At 59.5% G+C, this 18973-nt stretch carries 18 protein-coding genes and 1 pseudogene; 12 read left to right on the forward strand and 7 right to left on the reverse strand.

Features of this window, described 5'->3' with window-relative positions; genetic code table 11:
* Nucleotides 1-118 precede the first annotated feature (118 nt).
* Entirely contained in the window at nucleotides 119-1486 is a 1368-nt protein-coding gene (locus ACIOZM_RS26115) for an NAD(P)-dependent oxidoreductase (protein ID WP_401219144.1), read from the forward strand.
* A complete protein-coding gene (preA, locus tag ACIOZM_RS26120) occupies nucleotides 1487-2761 on the forward strand; it encodes an NAD-dependent dihydropyrimidine dehydrogenase subunit PreA (RefSeq protein ID WP_401219147.1) in 1275 nt (424 codons plus the stop codon).
* 141 nt (nucleotides 2762-2902) lie between these two features.
* Here the strand turns inward: preA and ACIOZM_RS26125 are convergent, their stop codons facing one another.
* Nucleotides 2903-3523, reverse strand: coding sequence for a TetR/AcrR family transcriptional regulator (locus tag ACIOZM_RS26125; RefSeq protein WP_339447173.1), 621 nt, complete (start codon nucleotides 3521-3523; stop codon nucleotides 2903-2905).
* Nucleotides 3524-3669: 146 nt separating this feature from the next.
* Between ACIOZM_RS26125 and ACIOZM_RS26130 the strand changes: the two genes are divergently transcribed.
* From ACIOZM_RS26130 to copD, 3 genes are read left to right on the forward strand one after another with little or no spacing between them, the layout of a single operon-like run.
* Nucleotides 3670-4104: a GNAT family N-acetyltransferase gene (locus tag ACIOZM_RS26130; RefSeq protein WP_401219149.1), complete on the forward strand. Its 435-nt coding sequence runs from the start codon at nucleotides 3670-3672 to the stop codon at nucleotides 4102-4104.
* A gap of 48 nt (nucleotides 4105-4152) precedes the next feature.
* Complete coding sequence (copC, locus tag ACIOZM_RS26135; protein WP_401219151.1) at nucleotides 4153-4518, forward strand: copper homeostasis periplasmic binding protein CopC; 366 nt, start codon at nucleotides 4153-4155, stop codon at nucleotides 4516-4518.
* A 3-nt stretch (nucleotides 4519-4521) separates the two neighbouring features.
* The gene (gene copD / locus ACIOZM_RS26140; protein WP_401219154.1) at nucleotides 4522-5379 is read left to right on the forward strand and encodes a copper homeostasis membrane protein CopD; all 858 of its coding nucleotides are present in this window, start codon (nucleotides 4522-4524) and stop codon (nucleotides 5377-5379) included.
* A 118-nt stretch (nucleotides 5380-5497) separates the two neighbouring features.
* On the opposite strand, the gene ACIOZM_RS26145 is transcribed toward copD, so the two are convergent.
* Both ACIOZM_RS26145 and ACIOZM_RS26150 read right to left on the reverse strand, forming a co-directional pair.
* The gene (locus ACIOZM_RS26145) at nucleotides 5498-6640 is read right to left on the reverse strand and encodes an HlyD family secretion protein (RefSeq protein ID WP_401219157.1); all 1143 of its coding nucleotides are present in this window, start codon (nucleotides 6638-6640) and stop codon (nucleotides 5498-5500) included.
* Nucleotides 6637-8292: an MFS transporter gene (locus ACIOZM_RS26150; RefSeq protein WP_401219160.1), complete on the reverse strand. Its 1656-nt coding sequence runs from the start codon at nucleotides 8290-8292 to the stop codon at nucleotides 6637-6639. The genes ACIOZM_RS26145 and ACIOZM_RS26150 overlap by 4 nt, the downstream gene beginning before the upstream one ends.
* 205 nt (nucleotides 8293-8497) lie before the next feature.
* Here ACIOZM_RS26150 and ACIOZM_RS26155 point away from each other — a divergent pair.
* The 6 genes and pseudogenes from ACIOZM_RS26155 to ACIOZM_RS26180 all read left to right on the forward strand — a co-directional run bounded on the left by ACIOZM_RS26155 (nucleotide 8498) and on the right by ACIOZM_RS26180 (nucleotide 14639).
* Nucleotides 8498-9784, forward strand: a pseudogene (locus tag ACIOZM_RS26155) (OprD family porin).
* Nucleotides 9785-9989: 205 nt separating this feature from the next.
* Nucleotides 9990-10814, forward strand: coding sequence for an NAD-dependent epimerase/dehydratase family protein (locus ACIOZM_RS26160; RefSeq protein ID WP_401219163.1), 825 nt, complete (start codon nucleotides 9990-9992; stop codon nucleotides 10812-10814).
* A gap of 30 nt (nucleotides 10815-10844) precedes the next feature.
* Nucleotides 10845-11738, forward strand: coding sequence for an SMP-30/gluconolactonase/LRE family protein (locus tag ACIOZM_RS26165; RefSeq protein WP_401219166.1), 894 nt, complete (start codon nucleotides 10845-10847; stop codon nucleotides 11736-11738).
* A gap of 55 nt (nucleotides 11739-11793) precedes the next feature.
* Complete coding sequence (locus tag ACIOZM_RS26170; RefSeq protein ID WP_401219168.1) at nucleotides 11794-12765, forward strand: TRAP transporter substrate-binding protein; 972 nt, start codon at nucleotides 11794-11796, stop codon at nucleotides 12763-12765.
* Nucleotides 12766-12831: 66 nt separating this feature from the next.
* Nucleotides 12832-13359 carry a TRAP transporter small permease gene (locus ACIOZM_RS26175; RefSeq protein ID WP_401219171.1) on the forward strand — a complete coding sequence of 176 codons (528 nt, stop codon included), beginning with the start codon at nucleotides 12832-12834 and terminating at the stop codon, nucleotides 13357-13359.
* Nucleotides 13359-14639 (forward strand): TRAP transporter large permease, encoded by a 1281-nt coding sequence (locus ACIOZM_RS26180; protein ID WP_401219173.1) that lies wholly within the window; start codon nucleotides 13359-13361, stop codon nucleotides 14637-14639. The genes ACIOZM_RS26175 and ACIOZM_RS26180 overlap by 1 nt, the downstream gene beginning before the upstream one ends.
* 43 nt (nucleotides 14640-14682) lie before the next feature.
* On the opposite strand, the gene ACIOZM_RS26185 is transcribed toward ACIOZM_RS26180, so the two are convergent.
* The 3 genes from ACIOZM_RS26185 to ACIOZM_RS26195 all read right to left on the reverse strand — a co-directional run bounded on the left by ACIOZM_RS26185 (nucleotide 14683) and on the right by ACIOZM_RS26195 (nucleotide 17248).
* Nucleotides 14683-15483, reverse strand: a complete 801-nt coding sequence (locus ACIOZM_RS26185) for a sulfite exporter TauE/SafE family protein (RefSeq protein ID WP_401219176.1) — start codon at nucleotides 15481-15483, stop codon at nucleotides 14683-14685.
* 9 nt (nucleotides 15484-15492) lie between these two features.
* The gene (locus ACIOZM_RS26190; RefSeq protein ID WP_401219179.1) at nucleotides 15493-16737 is read right to left on the reverse strand and encodes an FAD-dependent oxidoreductase; all 1245 of its coding nucleotides are present in this window, start codon (nucleotides 16735-16737) and stop codon (nucleotides 15493-15495) included.
* Nucleotides 16738-16906: 169 nt separating this feature from the next.
* Complete coding sequence (locus ACIOZM_RS26195) at nucleotides 16907-17248, reverse strand: ArsR/SmtB family transcription factor (protein ID WP_401219181.1); 342 nt, start codon at nucleotides 17246-17248, stop codon at nucleotides 16907-16909.
* 91 nt (nucleotides 17249-17339) lie between these two features.
* Here ACIOZM_RS26195 and ACIOZM_RS26200 point away from each other — a divergent pair, with 91 nt between their 5' ends.
* A complete protein-coding gene (locus tag ACIOZM_RS26200) occupies nucleotides 17340-18203 on the forward strand; it encodes an MBL fold metallo-hydrolase (RefSeq protein ID WP_401219184.1) in 864 nt (287 codons plus the stop codon).
* A gap of 117 nt (nucleotides 18204-18320) precedes the next feature.
* Here the strand turns inward: ACIOZM_RS26200 and bkdR are convergent, their stop codons facing one another.
* The gene (gene bkdR, locus ACIOZM_RS26205) at nucleotides 18321-18809 is read right to left on the reverse strand and encodes a Bkd operon transcriptional regulator BkdR (protein ID WP_016985245.1); all 489 of its coding nucleotides are present in this window, start codon (nucleotides 18807-18809) and stop codon (nucleotides 18321-18323) included.
* Nucleotides 18810-18973 lie beyond the last annotated feature (164 nt).

The following is an 18973-nucleotide window of genomic DNA, read 5'->3' on the forward strand; positions in this document are numbered from 1 at the left end:
GTGTCCGACTTCAATCCCTGTGGGAGCTGGCTTGCCAGCGATGAGGCCCCCACAGACAACACCAAAAACCACTGCCCATCAGAGGCAGAAAACCTCAATAACCGTGAGGCAAAAAACCGTGATCGAGACCCTCAACCATCTTCCGCACCCGCATGAGAGCGCCGCCGCCCTCGCCGGCCATTTCACCGATCTGGCGCCGCCGCTCAACGCCCGGCAGGCGCATCTGGAAGCCTCGCGCTGCCTGTATTGCTACGACGCGCCGTGCGTGAATGCGTGCCCGAGCGAGATCGACATTCCTTCGTTCATCCGCAATATCCATCAGGACAACGTTCCCGGCGCCGCGCAGAAAATCCTCTCGGCGAATATCCTCGGTGGCAGTTGCGCACGAGTCTGCCCGACCGAAATTCTTTGCCAGCAAGCCTGCGTGCGCAACAACGCCCAAGAGTACGCGCCCGTGCTGATCGGTATGCTGCAACGCTACGCCGTGGACAACGCACACTTCACCGAACACCCGTTCCAGCGCGCCGCCAGCACCGGCAAACGCGTCGCCGTGGTCGGCGCCGGGCCTGCGGGGTTGTCTTGCGCCCATCGCAGCGCCATGCACGGGCATGACGTGGTGATTTTCGAAGCACGGGAGAAGGCTGGCGGCCTCAACGAATACGGAATCGCCAAGTACAAACTGGTCGATGATTACGCGCAAAAGGAGCTGGATTTCCTCCTGCAAATTGGCGGCATCGAAATCCGCCACGGGCAAAAACTTGGCGAAAATCTGAGCCTCAGCGAACTGCATCAGCAGTTCGACGCGGTGTTCCTCGGCATCGGTCTGAATGCCAGCAAACAACTCGGCCTGCCCCACGAAGATGCCCCCGGCGTGCTCGCCGCCACCGATTACATCCGCGAACTGCGTCAGTCCGATGACCTCACGCAACTGCCGCTGGCCGAACATTGCATCGTCCTCGGCGCCGGCAACACCGCGATCGACATGGCCGTGCAAATGGCCCGCCTCGGTGCTCGCGATGTGAATCTGGTGTATCGCCGTGGTGCGGCGGACATGGGCGCTACCGGCCACGAACAGGACATTGCCAAAGCCAATCAGGTACGCCTGCTGACCTGGGCGCAACCGGAAGAAGTGCTGCTCGACGCTCAGGGCCATGTGCGCGGCATGCGTTTCGCCCGTACTCATCTGGTCGATGGTCGCCTGCAAACCACTGGCGAAACCTTCGAGTTGGCGGCTGATGCGATCTTCAAAGCCATCGGTCAGTCTTTCGACGGCGGCGCCCTCGTTGACCCGATGGCGCGTGAATTGAAGCGTCAGGGCGAACGGATTCAAGTCGATGAAAACCTGCGCACCAGCATTCCCGGGGTGTATGCCGGTGGCGACTGCACCAGTCTCGATCAGGACCTCACCGTGCAAGCGGTGCAACACGGCAAACTGGCCGCCGAGGCGATCAACGTTCAACTGATGCTTAACGTGGAGGCTGCGTAAATGGCCGATCTCTCGATTGTCTTCGCCGGCATCAAAGCCCCCAATCCGTTCTGGCTGGCCTCCGCGCCGCCGACCGACAAAGCCTACAACGTGGTGCGCGCCTTCGAGGCCGGCTGGGGTGGCGTGGTCTGGAAAACCCTTGGCGAGGACCCGGCAGCGGTCAACGTCTCGTCGCGTTATTCGGCGCACTACGGTGCCAACCGCGAAGTGCTGGGGATCAACAACATCGAGCTGATTACCGACCGCTCGCTGGAGATCAACCTGCGCGAAATCACCCAGGTGAAAAAAGACTGGCCGGACCGTGCGCTGATCGTGTCGCTGATGGTGCCCTGTGTCGAGGAATCGTGGAAACACATCCTGCCGCTGGTCGAAGCCACTGGCGCCGATGGCATCGAACTCAACTTCGGTTGCCCGCACGGCATGCCCGAACGTGGCATGGGCGCGGCTGTGGGTCAGGTGCCGGAGTATGTCGAACAGGTGACGCGCTGGTGCAAGACCTATTGCTCGTTGCCAGTGATCGTCAAACTCACGCCGAACATCACCGACATTCGCGTCGCCGCTCGTGCCGCGTATCGCGGCGGCGCTGATGCGGTGTCGCTGATCAACACCATCAACTCGATCACCAGCGTCGATCTGGAGCACATGGTCGCCCTGCCCGTCGTCGGCAGCAAAAGCACTCACGGCGGCTACTGTGGCTCGGCGGTCAAACCGATTGCGCTGAACATGGTCGCGGAAATCGCTCGTGATCCGCAGACCCAGGGCCTGCCAATTTGCGGGATTGGCGGCATCGGCAGTTGGCGTGACGCGGCAGAATTCATTGCGCTGGGCAGCGGCGCGGTGCAGGTGTGCACGGCGGCGATGCTGCATGGCTTTCGGATTGTCGAAGAGATGAAGGACGGTTTGTCGCGCTGGATGGACAGTCAGGGTTACGCCAGCCTCGCCGAGTTTTCCGGGCGGGCGGTGGGCAACACCACGGACTGGAAGTACCTGGACATCAACTATCAAGTAATCGCGAAGATTGATCAGGACGCCTGCATCGGTTGCGGGCGCTGCCATATTGCGTGCGAGGACACGTCACATCAGGCGATCAGCAGCCTCAAGCAGGCGGACGGGACGCATAAATATGAAGTGATTGATGATGAATGTGTGGGCTGCAATCTGTGCCAGATCACCTGCCCGGTGGCGGACTGCATCGAGATGGTGCCGATGGACACGGGCAAGCCGTTTCTGGACTGGAATCATGATCCGCGCAATCCCTACCATGTTTCACCTTGAGGCAGGCGGCGTCTGAACTGACGCCTTCGCGGGCAAGCCCGCTCCCACAGGTTTTAGGGTTGTCCTCAAGTGCTGTGTACACCAGAGAACCCTGTGGGAGCGGGCTTGCCCGCGATGAGGCCTGTAGCCATAACACACATCTCAGGGCTCCAGCCCGATCCCGCGCAAGATCACACTGGTCACCGTCTGCACCGCCCGCTCGAACTGCATGTCCGACAGCGGCTGATGATCATTGAGAATATTCACCTGATGATCGAAGTCGGCGTAATGCTGGGTCGAGGCCCAGATCATGTACAGCAGGCCCGACGGTTCCACCGGCAAAATCCGCTTGTCCTCGACCCATTGCCGAATCTTCGCTTCCTTCATCTTCGCCCAATCATAAAGACTGACGTCCAGCGCCTCGCCCAACGTCGGCGCGCCGTGGATGATCTCGTTGGCCCAGACTTTCGAGCCATACGGACGGCTGCGCGAATGGTTCATCTTGGCGCGGATGTAGCTGCTGAGCACTACCCGTGGGTCATCGAACATCTCGAAGCACAACGCATCCTGTTTCCACACTTCCAGCAGGTCGAACAGCACCGCGCTGTACAGCTCACTCTTGGTGCTGAAGTAGTAATGCAGATTGGAGCGCGGCAGTTGCACTTCGGCGGCGATGTCCGCCATGGCGGTGCTGCCGAAGCCTTTTTCGGCGAACACCTTTTCCGCCGCCAGAAGGATTTTCTCGACATTGCTGCGGCGAATTTCGATCTTGTGATTGCCCATGAGGGCTCCCTGACAACAGCGTTGCCCAAGACTAGCATCCGCTCAGGCACGGGGGCGACAGCCGAGAACGATTCTTCACACACCTGGGCTTTTTTCTGGTTTAGGATCGCCCTCCTTCCCTGGCAACCACTCGAAGGATCATGGCCATGAACATTCGAAAACGCATCCTGGCCGACGATCCGGCACTGGCTGCGCTGTGGGAGCGCTCGGTACGCGCCACCCATGATTTTCTCGGCGAAGACGACATTGGTTTGCTGTTTTATCTGGTGCGCGACACCTATCTGCCGGCCCTCGACGTGTGGGTTCTGGAGAACCCCGATCAGACGCCGGCAGGGTTCATCGCCACCGATACCGACACCGTGCAGATGCTGTTTATCGACCCGGATTTTCGCGGTCAGGGTGTCGGTCGACGCTTGCTCGATCACGTCACCCGGCCGCTGCTGAAAGTCGACGTCAACGAACAGAATCCACAGGCTCACGGTTTTTACCTGCACTATGGTTTCGAAAATATCGGACGCTCGGAAACCGATGGCCAAGGCCGGCCGTTCCCGGTTATTCATATGCGCCTGAAAGCGTTGTGAAGCACGCTCTATACTCTGCCCCGCGACTTCTTTGATAAGGAACTGCCCATGTTCGTGAAAAAACTGCTGACCGCCAGTGCCCTGCTGGCTTCGATGGTCATTGCCACTTCCGCTTTCGCCCACGCCCACCTGAAAAGCCAGACCCCGGCCGCCGACAGCACCGTCGCCGCGCCTGCGGATTTGCGCCTGACTTTTTCCGAAGGCGTTGAAGCCAGCTTCACCAAAGTCACCCTGACCAAGGATGGCGCGCCCATCGCAGTCAAAGCCCTGGCCACTGAAGGCAGCGACAAGAAAACCCTGGTCGTCACTCCCGCCGCGCCACTCAGCGCCGGTGAGTACAAAGTCGAATGGCACGCGGTGTCGGTCGATACGCACAAAAGCGAAGGCGCCTATCAGTTCAAGGTTGGCCAGTAATTCATGACCGAAGCGTTGGTGCTGTGTCGCTTTCTGCATTTCACCGTGGTGTTGATGCTGTTCGGGGCCTGGCTGTTCAGGCCTTGGCTGCTCAAGGGTGAAGCACCAGAACTGGATCGGCACCTCGCCCGACTGGCGCGCTGGCTGACAGCTATTGCGCTGGTCAGCGGCGTCGTCTGGGCATTGCTGATCACCGCGAGCATGGCCGGTTCGGCTGCGGCCGCGTTTGACCCGGACACGATTGGCGTGGTGCTGGGCAATACGTTTTTTGGTCAGGTCTGGCGCTGGCACTTGCTGATCAACGGGCTGTTGCTGGCGCTGCTGTTCACGCCGTGGCGCTCAAGCAAACCTATGCGATTGGGCTTGAGTGCGTTGCTGCTGGCGACGTTGGCACCGGTGGGTCACGGGGCGATGCTGGATGGTTTCAGCGGGCAGATGCTGATCCTCAATCAGGTCATTCATCTGACCTGCGTCGGCGCCTGGCTTGGCGGGTTGTTGATGCTGGTGATGATTTTGCGCCAGCCGAATGCGCCGCTACGCGCGGTGTTGCAGCGTTTCAGCGGAATTGGATATGTGTTGGTGGCGGGGTTGCTGCTGACTGGCTTGATCAATGTGCGGGTGCTGACCGGGCAGTGGTGGCCGACGCCGTTGTTCTCGGGGTTTGCCCTGATTCTGCTGATCAAGGCTTTTCTGGTGCTTGGGATGCTCGGGCTGGCGCTGTTGAATCGCTTGCGGATCAAGGACTGTGAACAGCGCACCGAAGCGCTCAAGCGCAGCGTGATGCTGGAATGGTTGCTGGGGATTGGCGCGGTGGCGGCGGTCTCGCTACTGGGCACCCTGCCCCCGATGATTGCTGCCTGAGCGCCTATCCCTGTGGGAGCCAGCCTGCTGGCGATAGCGGAGTGTCAGTCGGCAACAGTGCTGAATACGAGTCCGCAATCGCCAGCAGGCTAGCTCCCACAGTTTTGATCTGTGTGGATCAATGTTTTTGGGTATCACCCGCCGCCGTATCAATACTCACCACCACCGACATCCCCGGGCGCAGTCGTTCTTCCTCCTGCTGTCCCTCATCGATAGTGATCCGCACCGGCACGCGCTGGGCGATCTTGACGAAGTTGCCGGTGGCGTTATCGGCCTGCAGCAGCGCGAACTCGGAACCGGTGCCCGGCGAAATATGCTGCACATGCCCGGTGAATTTGCGGTGGTTCAACGCATCGACGGTGAAGCGCACGGGCTGCCCGACCCGCACGTTATCCATCTGGGTTTCCTTCATGTTGGCGATCACCCATTTCTGGTTCGGCACCAGCGCCATCAACTGCGCGCCGGAGTTGACGTAAGCGCCTAGACGCACGCCAATCTGCCCGAGCTGACCGTCGCGCGGCGCGACGATCCGTGTGTTCGACAGATCGATTCGCGCCAGTTGCACCGCCGCCTCGGCGCTGGCCACCGCGGCTTCCAGCGAGCCGCGATTGACGATCACCGTTTGCAGATCCTGCCGGGCGATTTCCAGATTGGCCTTGGCCTGCGCCACAGCGGCGATGCCCTGCGCATTGGCGGCGAGCGTCACGTCCATCTCGCGTTTTGACACCGAACCGTCACTCACCAGTTCCTTGTTGCGCCGCAAGTCCGCCTCGCTCTTGCGCAACTGCGCTTCACTGTCCGCCACCGCCGCCTGACGCAGCTTGATCGTCGCTTCGGCGCTGTTGCGCTGCTGCACCACGTTGGCCAGTGAAGCTTTCTGCACCGCCAGTTGCGCCAGCGACTGGTCGAGGCGCTGCTGATAGATACGGTCATCCAGCCGCACCAGCAGATCACCGGCCTTCACGAACTGGAAATCCTGCACCGGCACTTCATAAACATAACCGGCGAGCTGCGGGCCGATGATCGTCACCTGGCCCCGGATCAAGGCGTTCTCGGTGGTTTCCACCGCGCTGCTGAACGGCGGCAGTTGCCAGGCGTACAGCACGATCATCACGCCGACGATGGCAATCGCGGCAAAGCCCATCGAGGAAATTATCCGCACCCGCAACGAGCGCGGCTCGGTATTGGCTGATGCCGGCGGCGCCACGCCCTCGGGAGTGGCGGCGATGGCGTTGGTGGTCGTGGTGGTCGGTTCGGTCATTGAGAATTGGCACCGTTGGCAGGTACAGGAGGCGTGGCAGTGATGGCCCGGGTGGTACTCATCAGCCACAGCGCACGAATGGAAATCCAGATCATGGTCAGCACCGCGATCACCGCGATCAGCATGAATACATCGTTATAGGCGAGAACGTTGGCTTCGCGAGTGGCGGCATTCGACAGGCTGCGAATGCCGGCCAGATTGCGCAGGCTCGGGTCGGCCAGCAGTGAACCGTAAGCCGAGCCGCCGCTTTGCACCCGCGCCGCCACCAGCGGATTGGTCATCGTCAGTTGCTCGACGATATGGCTGGAGTGGAATTTTTCCCGGGCGATCTGAAAGGTGCTGAGCAACGCCGAGCCGATCAACCCGCCGAGGTTATTGCAGATCCCGAACAGCACCGAAAAACTCACCAGATTACGCGGATTGGTCAGCACGTTGCGCGTGCCGAGGACCATGGTCGGGCCGAGGAAAAACGTACTGCCGAACGCCAGCAGGAACTGGCTGAAATACATGTTCGAGGGGCGCGTCAGGTTGTTCGAAAAGCTGTCCATCACTGAGCCGGTCGCCATTAACGCCAGCGAGATAATCAACGGCATGAGCAAGTGCTTCGGGTTGATGGTCAGCGCACTGGTTGCCAGCCCGGCGACGCTGCCGATCAGCATCACCACGTAGAGACTGTGCAGTTGCTGACTGCTCATATTCAGGTTTTGCATGAAGCCGACGGCGCCGGTGGATTGCTCCGAGGTGACCATGCGAATCAGGATTACCGCCAGCGCCAGACGGATCATCACCCCGCTGCCGAGCCAACGGGTCATCAGCATCGGGTTGCTGCGGTTATGCTCGATGGCCAGACCGGTGAAAATCAGCGCAATCGAGCCCGCCAATGCGATGCCGATCCAGTCGGCTTCCAGCCACCAGTCGATCCGTCCGAGGGACAGCACTGCGCACAACAACGCGACGCCGGTGGCAAGAATGGCGAAGGTCAGGAAATCCAGCGGCTCAAAGGTTTTGAAACGGTCACCGGGCGGCAACTTGAGCATGAATACGCAGCCCAGCGACAGCAACGCCATGCCCAATTCGAATAGATACAAGCCGCGCCATTCGGCGATTTGCAGCAAGTCTTCGGAGAACAGTCGCGCCAGCGGCAACGCCAATTGCGAAGTGCCAAGCCCCAGCACCAGTGCTTTCATTCGCCATTTCGCCGGGAACGCCTGAATCATGTAATACAGGCCCAGCGAACTCAGCGCCGCGCCCACCATGCCGTGGGCCGCACGCACCGCCACCGCCGAGTTCAGGTCGTTGACGAACAAATGGCCGAAGGTCACCAGCGCATACAGCACCAGAAACACTTCGGTAAACGCGCGCAAACCGAACTGCTGGCGAAACTTCACCAGCAGCAGGTTCATCGACACGTTGGTCATCACATACGCCGCCGGCAACCAGGCCATTTCCGCCGTGGTCGCGCCGAGCGCACCTTGCAAATAAGGCAGGTTGGCGACCACCAGCGAATTCCCCAGGCCACCGGTCAACGCCACCAGCAGCCCGACCAGCGCATAGGCCAGACGCTTGGCGCTGGAGTGCAGCGGTGTCGAGGGGGAACCGGGCAGACTGGGCTTCTCGTGGGGTTGCCAGTCGTGCGGCGCGTATCGATCCATTGAACAACCTTGTACGTGAAGTGCCGTCAGTTTGCCGTAAAAGCATCACTGACACACCCGCTCCCACCTAGGTTCTCTGCAGAACCCGCAAGTCATCGTATAACTTACAGTTGACATTCCCGCAAAACGTAGGAAATATCCGCAACCATGTTGTACGACGACGTATGACAAATAATAAAAACAACAAGCAGCATGGAGCGCCACAATGAGCACATCCGTCCGCAATTCCCGTTCGACCCTCGTTCGCCCTTATTCCGCCCTGAGCCTGATCGGCTGCAGCAGCCTCGCCCTAGCCTTGCCCGTGACCGCCAATGCCGAAGGGTTTCTCGAAGACAGCAAAGCGACGCTGAACCTGCGCAACGCCTACTTCAACCGCAACTTCACCAACCCGAACAATGCGCAGGGCAAGGCTGAAGAGTGGACGCAAAACTTCATCCTCGACGCGAAATCCGGCTTCACCCAAGGCACCGTCGGTTTCGGTCTGGATATTCTCGGCATGTACTCGCAAAAGCTCGATGGCGGCAAAGGCAGCGGTGGCACGCAGCTGTTGCCGATTCATGATGACGGGCGTCCGGCAGATAATTTCGGTCGACTCGGCGTCGCGCTGAAAGCCAAGGTTTCGAAGACAGAATTGAAAGTTGGCGAATGGATGCCGGTGCTGCCGATCCTGCGCTCTGATGATGGCCGCTCCCTCCCGCAAACCTTCCGCGGTGGTCAGATCACCTCTACCGAAATCAATGGTCTGACGATGTACGGCGGCCAGTTCCGTGGCAACAGCCCGCGCAACGATGCGAGCATGGAAGACATGTCGATGAATGGCCGCGGCGCATTCACCTCAGACCGTTTCAATTTTGGCGGTGGCGAATAATACACCTTCAATGACAAGCGCACGCTGGTCGGCATCTGGTACGCCGAACTCACCGACATCTATCAGCAACAGTACTTCAACGTCAGCCACAGCCAGCCGTTCGGCGACTGGACGCTGGGCGCCAATCTCGGTTTCTTTACCGGCAAGGAAGACGGCAGCGCCAAGGCCGGCGACCTCGATAACAAGACTTCATTTGCCATGCTTTCCGCCAAATATGGCGGTAACACCTTCTACCTCGGCCTGCAGAAACTCGGCGGCGACGATGCCTGGATGCGGGTCAACGGCACTAGCGGCGGCACCCTGGCCAACGACAGTTACAACGCGAGCTATGACAACGCCAAGGAACGTTCGTGGCAGCTCCGTCATGACTACAACTTCGTCGCCCTCGGCGTGCCTGGCCTGACGATGATGAACCGCTACATCAGCGGCGATAACGTGCACACCGGCACGACCACCGACGGCAAGGAATGGGGCCGCGAATCGGAACTGGCCTACACCGTACAGAGCGGGCCGCTGAAAGACCTCAACGTCAAATGGCGCAACGCGACGATTCGGCGCGACTTCAGTACCAATGAATTCGATGAAAACCGGATTTTCATCAGTTACCCGATTTCGCTGTTGTAGCCCGTATCCGGGAGTCGACGAACACATCGCCCGCAGCACAGTAGTGCATCCAGCTGCGGGTCTTGGGTTCCGGGCAGATCGATAACCCTCCGTCATTTTCAACCAAAGTCGCGTTGACAAGACCCGGAAACCGTACCGATACTTCGACCCAAGTCATACGACAACCTACAACAAATCCAAAAACAAATATTGTCCAGGGATTGCCATGACGTTTACCTCAACAACCCCAGCACCCTTCAATCGCCTGCTGCTGACCGGCGCCGCCGGCGGTCTGGGCAAAGTCTTGCGCGAGCGTCTGCGTCCTTACGCCAACGTGTTGCGCCTGTCAGACATCGCCGCCCTCGCCCCGGCTGTCGATGAGCACGAAGAAGTCGTGCCTTGCGACCTCGCCGACAAACATGCCGTGCATCAACTGGTAGAAGGTGTGGACGCGATCCTGCACTTCGGTGGTGTGTCGGTGGAACGCCCTTTCGAAGAAATTCTCGGCGCCAACATCTGCGGCGTGTTCCACATCTACGAAGCGGCGCGCCGACACGGCGTGAAGCGGGTGATCTTCGCCAGCTCCAACCACGTTATCGGCTTCTATAAGCAGGATGAACACCTTGATGCCGGTTCCGCACGGCGTCCGGATGGCTATTACGGCCTGTCGAAATCCTACGGTGAGGACATGGCGAGCTTCTATTTCGACCGCTATGGCATCGAGACGGTAAGCATCCGCATCGGCTCCTCATTCCCCGAGCCGCAGAACCGTCGAATGATGCACACCTGGCTGAGTTTCGACGATCTCACCCAACTGCTCGAACGTGCGCTGTATACGCCGAATGTCGGCCACACCGTGGTCTACGGCATGTCCGACAACAAGGATGTCTGGTGGGATAACCGCTTCGCCAGCCACTTGGGTTTTACCGCCCGCGACAGCTCCGAAGTGTTCCGCGACAAGGTCGAAGCGCAACCGATGCCGGCGGCTGACGATCCGGCGCGGATCTATCAGGGTGGCGCCTTCGTCGCGGCCGGTCCGTTTGGCGACTGATCACTCTGACAACGACACAAGGGATTGAGGATGCAAACCGAATTGATCGTCGACGCCCGCAACGCCGTGGGTGAAAGCCCGGTCTGGGTGCCGCAGGAAAATGCGTTGTACTGGGTCGATATTCCCAACGGCAGCCTGCAACGCTGGAGCGCTGACACCGGACATGTACATGCCTGGAAAGCCCCGGAGATGCTCGCCTGCATCGCGCGCCACAGCCGTGGAGGCTGGATCGCAGGCATGGAAAGCGGCTTCTTTCATCTACAGCCGCACACCGACGGCAGCCTCGACAGCGCCCTGCTCGCCAGCGTCGGACACAGCCGCGAAGACATGCGCCTCAACGACGGCCGCTGTGATCGGCAGGGTCGCTTCTGGGCCGGCAGCATGGTGTTGAACATGGGCCTGAACGCGCCCGAAGGCCGACTCTATCGCTACAGCGCCGGAGCGTCAGGGGTGATTGAAGCGCAACTCGACGGTTTCATCGTGCCCAATGGCCTCGCTTTCAGCCCCGATGGCAAAACCCTGTATCTGTCCGACTCCCATCCCGACGTGCAATTGATCTGGGCGTTCGATTACGACACGGAGACCGGCACGCCGTCGAACCGGCGCGTCTTCGTCGACATGAACCACCTCCCCGGTCGCCCCGATGGCGCTGCTGTGGATGCTGAAGGTTGCTACTGGATCTGCGCCAATGACGCCGGCCTCATCCACCGTTTCGCGCCCGATGGCCGACTCGATTTTTCGCTCGAAGTCCCGGTGAAAAAACCGACCATGTGCGCTTTCGGTGGCAGCCGGATGGACACCTTGTTCGTGACCTCGATTCGCCCGGGCGATGACCACGACCCGCAATCCCTGGCCGGCGGCGTGTTCGCCCTCAACCCCGGCGTCAAAGGACTTCACGAACCGCTGTTTGACGATTCCCTGTAACACCTGCACCGCTGCGCCTTGAACACAAAAATAACAAGACTGGAGACTCACCCCCATGTACTTCAAACGCACCTTGCTCGCCGTCGCTTTACCGCTCGCCTTCTCCCTCGCCAATGCCGCCCAGGCGCTGGAAATCAAGTTCGCCGATATTCACCCCGCCGGTTATCCCACCGTGGTCGCTGAAGAAAGCATGGGCAAAGCCCTGACCAAGGAAACCAACGGCGACCTCACCTTCAAATACTTCCCGGGCGGTGTGCTTGGTTCGGAAAAAGAAGTCATTGAGCAAGCGCAGGTCGGCGCGATCCAGATGACTCGCGTCAGCCTGGGCATCGTCGGGCCGGTGGTGCCGGATGTGAACGTGTTCAACATGCCGTTCATTTTCCGCGACCAGGCGCACATGCGCGCGGTCATCGATGGCGAGGTTGGCGATGCAATTCTCGACAAGATCACTAACTCCGAATTCGGCCTGGTCGCCCTGGCGTGGATGGACGGCGGCACGCGCAACATCTACACCAAGAAACCGGTGCGCAAACTCGAAGATCTCAAGGGCATGAAAATCCGCGTGCAGGGCAACCCGATGTTCATCGAGACCATCAACGCCATGGGCGGTAACGGCATCGCCATGGACACCGGTGAAATCTTCAGCGCCCTACAGACTGGCGTGATCGACGGCGCGGAAAACAACCCGCCGACGCTGCTCGAACACAACCACTTCCAGAACGCCAAGTTCTACAGCCTGACCGGGCACTTGATCCTCCCCGAGCCGATCGTGATGTCGAAAATCACTTGGGAAAAACTCACCCCCGACCAGCAGACGTTGGTGAAGAAGGCCGCCAAGGCTGCGCAGCTTGAAGAGCGCGTGCTGTGGGACGCGAAATCCGCCAGCAGTGAAGAAAAACTCAAGGCCGCCGGCGTCGAGTTCATCACCGTCGACAAGAAACCGTTTTACGAGGCCACTGCCTCGATTCGCGAAAAATACGGCGCGCCTTACGCCGATCTGATCAAGCGTATCGAAGCCGTTCAGTAACCCTCCCAGCTCCTTTTGAAGGCCCGGTACTGCGCGCATCGCAGTACCGGGTTACGGTGGAACCCGATGAAGAATTCACTGCTGCGCATCAACGACACGCTGTACATGGCCTGCATCTGGGTCGCCGGTTTGTCGGTGTTGGCCATTGCCCTGATCATCCCCTGGGGCGTCTTCGCCCGTTACGTCCTCGGCACCGGCTCCAGTTGGCCAGAGCCCACCGCCATTTTGCTGATGATGGTTTTCACCTTCATCGGCGCCGCCGCCAGCTACCGCGCCGGGGCGCACATGGCCGTCGCCATGCTCACCGACCGTATGCCTCCCGACCTGCGCAAAGCCATGAGCATCGTCTCGCAATTGTTGATGGCGACCATTTGCCTGTTCATGGCGATCTGGGGTACCAAACTGTGCCTGGCAACCTGGAACCAGTTCATGAGCGCATTGCCGACGCTACGCGTGGGCATCACCTACATGCCAATCCCGATTGGCGGCGCACTGACGCTGATTTTCGTACTGGAAAAACTCTTGCTCGGTGACCAGAGCAACCGGCGGGTCGTGCGTTTCGATCTGGTTGAAGAAAGTGAAGGGGCTGCCTGATGGACGCGCTGGTATTGCTGGGCAGTTTTATCGCTTTGATCTTGATCGGCATGCCGGTCGCTTACGCTTTGGGGCTTTCGGCGCTGATTGGTGCGTGGTGGATCGACATCCCTTTTCAGGCGCTGATGATTCAAGTCGCCGGGGGCGTGAACAAGTTTTCGCTGCTGGCAATTCCGTTCTTCGTGCTGGCCGGGGCGATCATGGCCGAGGGCGGCATGTCGCGGCGGCTGGTGGCGTTTGCCGGGGTGCTGGTCGGTTTTGTGCGCGGCGGTCTGTCGTTGGTCAACATCATGGCCTCGACGTTTTTCGGCGCGATCTCCGGCTCGTCGGTGGCAGACACCGCCTCGGTCGGCTCGGTACTGATTCCGGAAATGGAACGCAAAGGCTATCCGCGTGAGTTTTCCACGGCCGTGACCGTGAGCGGCTCGGTGCAAGCGCTGCTGACTCCTCCCAGCCATAACTCGGTGCTCTATTCGCTGGCGGCCGGCGGCACCGTATCGATCGCCTCACTGTTCATGGCCGGTATAGTACCGGGCTTGCTGATGAGCGCGTGCCTGATGGTGCTCTGTCTGATCTTCGCCCGTAAGCGCAACTACCCGAAAGGCGAAGTCATCCCGCTGCGTCAGGCCCTGAAAATCTGCGGCGAGGCGCTGTGGGGCATGATGGCGATGGTGATCATCCTCGGCGGCATTCTCTCAGGGATTTTCACTGCCACCGAGTCGGCGGCCATCGCGGTGCTGTGGGCGTTTTTCGTCACCATGTTCATCTACCGCGACTACAAATGGAGCGAACTGCCGAAACTGATGCATCGCACGGTACGCACCATTTCGATCGTGATGATCCTGATCGGTTTCGCCGCCAGCTTCGGCTACATCATGACCCTGATGCAGATTCCGGCGAAAATCACCACGCTGTTCCTGACCCTGTCGGATAACCGCTACGTGATCCTGATGTGCATCAACGTCATGCTGTTGTTGCTCGGCACGGTGATGGACATGGCCCCGCTGATTCTGATCCTTACGCCGATTCTGATGCCAGTGATCCTCGGCATCGGCGTCGACCCGGTGCAGTTCGGCATGATCATGCTGGTCAACCTGGGAATCGGGCTCATAACACCACCCGTGGGCGCGGTACTGTTCGTCGGCTCAGCGGTGGGCAAGGTCAGCATCGAAAGCACGGTGAAAGCACTGATGCCGTTCTACGCAGTGTTGTTCCTGGTGTTGATGCTGGTGACCTACGTTCCGGCGATTTCGCTGTGGTTGCCGCATCTGGTGTTGTAAGCCGATAAAAGATCGCAGCTCCCAGCGGGCTGCGATTTTTGCTTTACGCCCGCAACAACATGTACCCCGCCACCACCAGACACACGCTGGCAAACCCCACCTGCAACGCCCGCGCCGGCACCCGCGCACAGAGCTTGCGGCCGATGATCATGCCGACAATGCTCGCGACAATGAACGCCGCGCCTTGCGCATCAATCCGCACCCCGGCATGAAACGAGCCGATCACGCCAATCGCCGAAATCAGGCTGATCACCATCAACGACGTGGCGACAATCCCGCGCATCTGCACATCGGTCAGTTGCTTGAACGCCGGCACAATCAGAAAACCACCGCCAACCCCGAGCAATCCCGACACCACGCCAGTGACCGCGCCTAATGCCGCGAGGGTCGCGGTGCATTTGGCGGTCCAGTCGAAGCGTCCGGTTTCTTCATTGAGCATGCAATTCTTCTGGCCCCAACTGGCGTGACCATGATCGCTCGGTCCTTCTTCCTGCCGTTCACGCCGCAGCATGCGCCAGGCAACCATCACCATCAGCAGACTGAACAGAATCATCAGAATCTTCTCAGGTAACTGATGGGCGAAATAAATCCCTACCGGCGAAAACACCGCGCCGAGCGCCGCAATCAGCAGTGCTGCGCGATAACGCACCAGACCGTGCCGCAAACCATCGATGGCACCGACCGCCGCCGCACTGCCGACCGCAAACAGCGCCACTGGCGCTGCTTGCGTCATCGTCCAGCCCAAACCGAGCACCAGCGCCGGCACTGCGAGAATCCCGCCGCCGGCACCGGTCAGCCCAAGCACCAATCCCATCACCACGCCAAACAGACTTGCCAGCAACATAGTGATTTCTCAGTCGACCTTGGACAGGCTTGTCAGCCACTCGCGACCCTTGAGCATGCCGTTCCAGTAGAACCACGGCAGCAACGTCGCCTTCAGCCACCACGCCGAACGGCGCGGCACCGTCGGGTCGAGGGGGAATGTCGGCAGCAATTTGCCGGCATAACCGAACTCGGCAAGGATCACTTTGCCCTTCTCCACCGTCAGCGGGCACGAGCCGTAACCGTCGTACTTCAGCGGCAGCGTTTGTTGCTTGCGCTGGGCCAACAGGTTTTGCGCGACCACGACGATTTGCTTACGCACCGCCGCAGCGGTTTTCGCGTTGGTCGTGCCGCAGATATCACCCAGCGCAAACACCTCGGGATAACGCGGATGCTGCAGGCTGTGCGGATTCACTTCACACCAGCCAGCGGTGTCGGCCAGCGGACTTTGCGCAATGAAATCCGGCGACACCTGTGGCGGAACCACGTGCAACAGATCGAAAGTCTTCGTCTGCGTGGTGACATTGCCGTCAGCGTCTTTAATGTCGAACCACGCGGTTTTCGCCGGGCCGTCGACCTTGACCAGATTGGAATTGAACGCCAGCTGAGCGTTGTATTTCTCGATGTACTTCATCAGCGGCGGCACGAACGTCGGCACCCCGAACAATGCAGCACCGGCCAGATTGAACTCGACCTCGACCTTGTTCAGCACACCGCTTTTAAGCCAGTGATCGCAGGACAGATACATCGCCTTCTGCGGCGCGCCCGCGCACTTGATCGGGATCGGCGGCTGGGTGAATAGCGCCTTGCCGCCGCGCAGCTTTTGCACCTGATCCCAGGTGTATTGCGCGTGCTGATAGCTGTAGTTGGAAGTCACGCCGTGCTGGCCAAGACTTTCCTGCAAACCTTCAATTTTTTCCCAGGCCAGACGCAGGCCCGGGCAGACGATCAGGTTCTGATAGCTGACGGTGCGTTGGTCGTTCAGCGTAAGTTGGCGTTGCTCGGGATCGATGCCGGTCACCGCCGCTTGCACCCAGTTAACCTGACGCGGCATGACCGAGGACATCGGCCGGACGGTGTCTTTGACGTTGTAGGCGCCACCGCCGACCAGCGTCCACGCCGGTTGGTAATAGTGCTGCGCACTCGGTTCGATCACGGTGATTTTCAAGTGCGGATCGCGCTTGAGCAGGCTCGCGACAAAACCGATGCCGGCAGTGCCGCCGCCGATGACCACGATATCTGCACTGATGGATGGGCCCCAGTGTTGATCGTTCATTGCTTGTTCCTTTTGCTGCACGCAAGGATTGATACCAGGTTCACAACAGACCCTGTGGGAGCTAGCCTGCTAGCGATGAGGCCGGAGCGCCAATATTAGTGCTGACTGAACCCCCGCCATCGCTAGCAGGCTAGCTCCCACAGTTTCTGAGTTGTGTAGTGGCTGGCATTTATTGCTGTTCCCAGCTTTTGAGCACGGCTCCGCAGTAGAGTCCGGACAGGGTTTTCATCACCTGAATCACTTCGTGACTGGCGAGCCCGTAAAAGATGTACTTGCCTTCACGGCGGGTCGCGACCAGTCCTTCATCGCGCAAAATCCCCAATTGCTGGGACAGCGTCGGCTGACGCACGCCGGTCATTGTCTCCAGCTCGCCGACATTGCGCTCGCCCTGAGTCAACTGGCAGAGGATCAGCAATCGATCTTCGTTGGCCAACGCCTTGAGCAACGAGCAGGCCTTGGAGGCCGAGGCGCGTAGTTGGGCGACTTCACATTCAGTCAGACTGGATTGCATTTGCAGGATGCCTTCAAGGTCACTTAAGCTGCGAACATTATGTTTTTAGATAAAGTGTTGCAACCCATTTCCCCTGTTCAGGTTCGTATCCATGCCCGCGCTGATTGAAGCTTTCCTCGACCCCGCCTCCTCGACCTACAGTTACGTGGTCTACGAGACCGATGGCGGGCAGTGTGCAATCGTCGACCCGGTGCTCGATTACGACGGCGCCGCCGGACGCACCTGCACCGCGCAGGCCGACAAGATCATCGCCTTCGTTCGCGCTCATGGTTTGCAGGTGCAATGGCTGCTGGAAACCCACGCCCACGCCGATCACCTGTCCGCCGCGCCGTACCTGCGCCGGGAACTGGGCGGCAAGATTGCGATTGGCGAATCGATCAGCAAAGTGCAGAACGTGTTCAAGGCGCTGTTCAATCTGGAGCCGGAATTTTGCGTTGACGGCTCGCAGTTCGATCACCTGTTCGCGGCGAACGAGTCATTCAAGATCGGCAACCTCAAGGCCACCGCCCTGCACGTCCCCGGCCACACCCCGGCGGACATGGCCTACCTGATCGATGGAGAACAGATTCTGGTTGGCGACACGTTGTTCATGCCTGATGTCGGCACGGCGCGTTGCGACTTTCCCGGCGGCAACGCGCATCAACTGTTCGCCTCGATCCAGAAACTGCTGGCCTTCCCAGCCAGCGTGAAGCTCTACGTTTGCCACGACTATCCGCCCGAGGGCCGCGAGTCGCAGTGCCAGACTACCGTTGGCGAACAGCGCAAAAGCAACATCCATGTGCATGACGGGATCGACGCGGCGGCGTTCGTCGAGATGCGCACCACGCGGGATGCCGGGCTGGGAATGCCGACGCTGTTGCTGCCGGCAATACAGGTGAATGTGCGGGCGGGGAATTTTCCGGCGGCTGAAGATAATGGCGTGGTGTACCTGAAAGTGCCGATTAACAAGCTTTAAAGCAAAAGATCGCAGCGTGCCGCAGCTCCTACAGGAGATCGCGATCCTGTCGAAACTGCGGGACGCAATTGGAATGCGATCCCGTAGGAGCTGCGGCACGCTGCGATCTTTTGATCTTCAACTTCCCAGCGTCAACCCATTTGCCGGCAACGGCAGCGCGGTCTTGTACCGCACCTGCTTCAACGCAAAACTCGACCGAATATTCGCCACCCCCGGCACCTTGGTCAGAAAATCCATCATGAAGCGCTCCAGCGACTGAATCGTCGGCACCAGCACCCGGATCAGATAATCCGGGTCGCCGGCCATCAAGTAGCACTCCATCACCTCGGGCCGATCGGAAATCGCCTCTTCGAAATGCTGCAACGCCTCCTCCACCTGTTTCTCCAGGCTGACGTGAATGAACACGTTGACGTGCAGGCCCAGCAGATCGGCGTCCAGCAGGGTCACCTGCTCGCGAATCAGGCCTAATTCTTCCATTGCCTTGACCCGGTTGAAGCACGGCGTCGGCGACAGATTCACCGAGCGCGCGAGGTCGGCGTTGGTGATGCGCGCGTTCTCTTGAAGGCTGTTGAGAATGCCGATATCGGTACGGTCCAGTTTGCGCATGAGACAAAACCACCTGTTTTTTATGTTTATGCAGAATTTCTATCTGCAAATGGTCTCCAGCGCAACGAAACAGAGATAAATATTATTATTTACCGGGCCAATTATTTTTGTATGAAAATATTTATTATACCGAATAATTAATGACAGCTCACTAAAAGAAAATA

This window comes from Pseudomonas sp. NPDC087346 (genome assembly GCF_044744235.1).
Taxonomy (GTDB): Bacteria; Pseudomonadota; Gammaproteobacteria; order Pseudomonadales; family Pseudomonadaceae; genus Aquipseudomonas.

Coding starts and splice junctions, on each gene's coding strand:
- ACIOZM_RS26190 (WP_401219179.1), bottom strand. CDS start 16,737: ATGAACGATCAACACTGGGGCCCATCCATCAGTGCAGATATCGTGGTC.
- ACIOZM_RS26165 (WP_401219166.1), top strand. CDS start 10,845: ATGCAAACCGAATTGATCGTCGACGCCCGCAACGCCGTGGGTGAAAGC.
- copD (WP_401219154.1), top strand. CDS start 4,522: ATGACCGAAGCGTTGGTGCTGTGTCGCTTTCTGCATTTCACCGTGGTG.
- ACIOZM_RS26150 (WP_401219160.1), bottom strand. CDS start 8,292: ATGGATCGATACGCGCCGCACGACTGGCAACCCCACGAGAAGCCCAGT.
- ACIOZM_RS26195 (WP_401219181.1), bottom strand. CDS start 17,248: ATGCAATCCAGTCTGACTGAATGTGAAGTCGCCCAACTACGCGCCTCG.
- ACIOZM_RS26170 (WP_401219168.1), top strand. CDS start 11,794: ATGTACTTCAAACGCACCTTGCTCGCCGTCGCTTTACCGCTCGCCTTC.
- ACIOZM_RS26185 (WP_401219176.1), bottom strand. CDS start 15,483: ATGTTGCTGGCAAGTCTGTTTGGCGTGGTGATGGGATTGGTGCTTGGG.
- bkdR (WP_016985245.1), bottom strand. CDS start 18,809: ATGCGCAAACTGGACCGTACCGATATCGGCATTCTCAACAGCCTTCAA.
- copC (WP_401219151.1), top strand. CDS start 4,153: ATGTTCGTGAAAAAACTGCTGACCGCCAGTGCCCTGCTGGCTTCGATG.
- ACIOZM_RS26130 (WP_401219149.1), top strand. CDS start 3,670: ATGAACATTCGAAAACGCATCCTGGCCGACGATCCGGCACTGGCTGCG.
- ACIOZM_RS26200 (WP_401219184.1), top strand. CDS start 17,340: ATGCCCGCGCTGATTGAAGCTTTCCTCGACCCCGCCTCCTCGACCTAC.
- ACIOZM_RS26180 (WP_401219173.1), top strand. CDS start 13,359: ATGGACGCGCTGGTATTGCTGGGCAGTTTTATCGCTTTGATCTTGATC.
- ACIOZM_RS26160 (WP_401219163.1), top strand. CDS start 9,990: ATGACGTTTACCTCAACAACCCCAGCACCCTTCAATCGCCTGCTGCTG.
- preA (WP_401219147.1), top strand. CDS start 1,487: ATGGCCGATCTCTCGATTGTCTTCGCCGGCATCAAAGCCCCCAATCCG.
- ACIOZM_RS26125 (WP_339447173.1), bottom strand. CDS start 3,523: ATGGGCAATCACAAGATCGAAATTCGCCGCAGCAATGTCGAGAAAATC.
- ACIOZM_RS26175 (WP_401219171.1), top strand. CDS start 12,832: ATGAAGAATTCACTGCTGCGCATCAACGACACGCTGTACATGGCCTGC.
- ACIOZM_RS26145 (WP_401219157.1), bottom strand. CDS start 6,640: ATGACCGAACCGACCACCACGACCACCAACGCCATCGCCGCCACTCCC.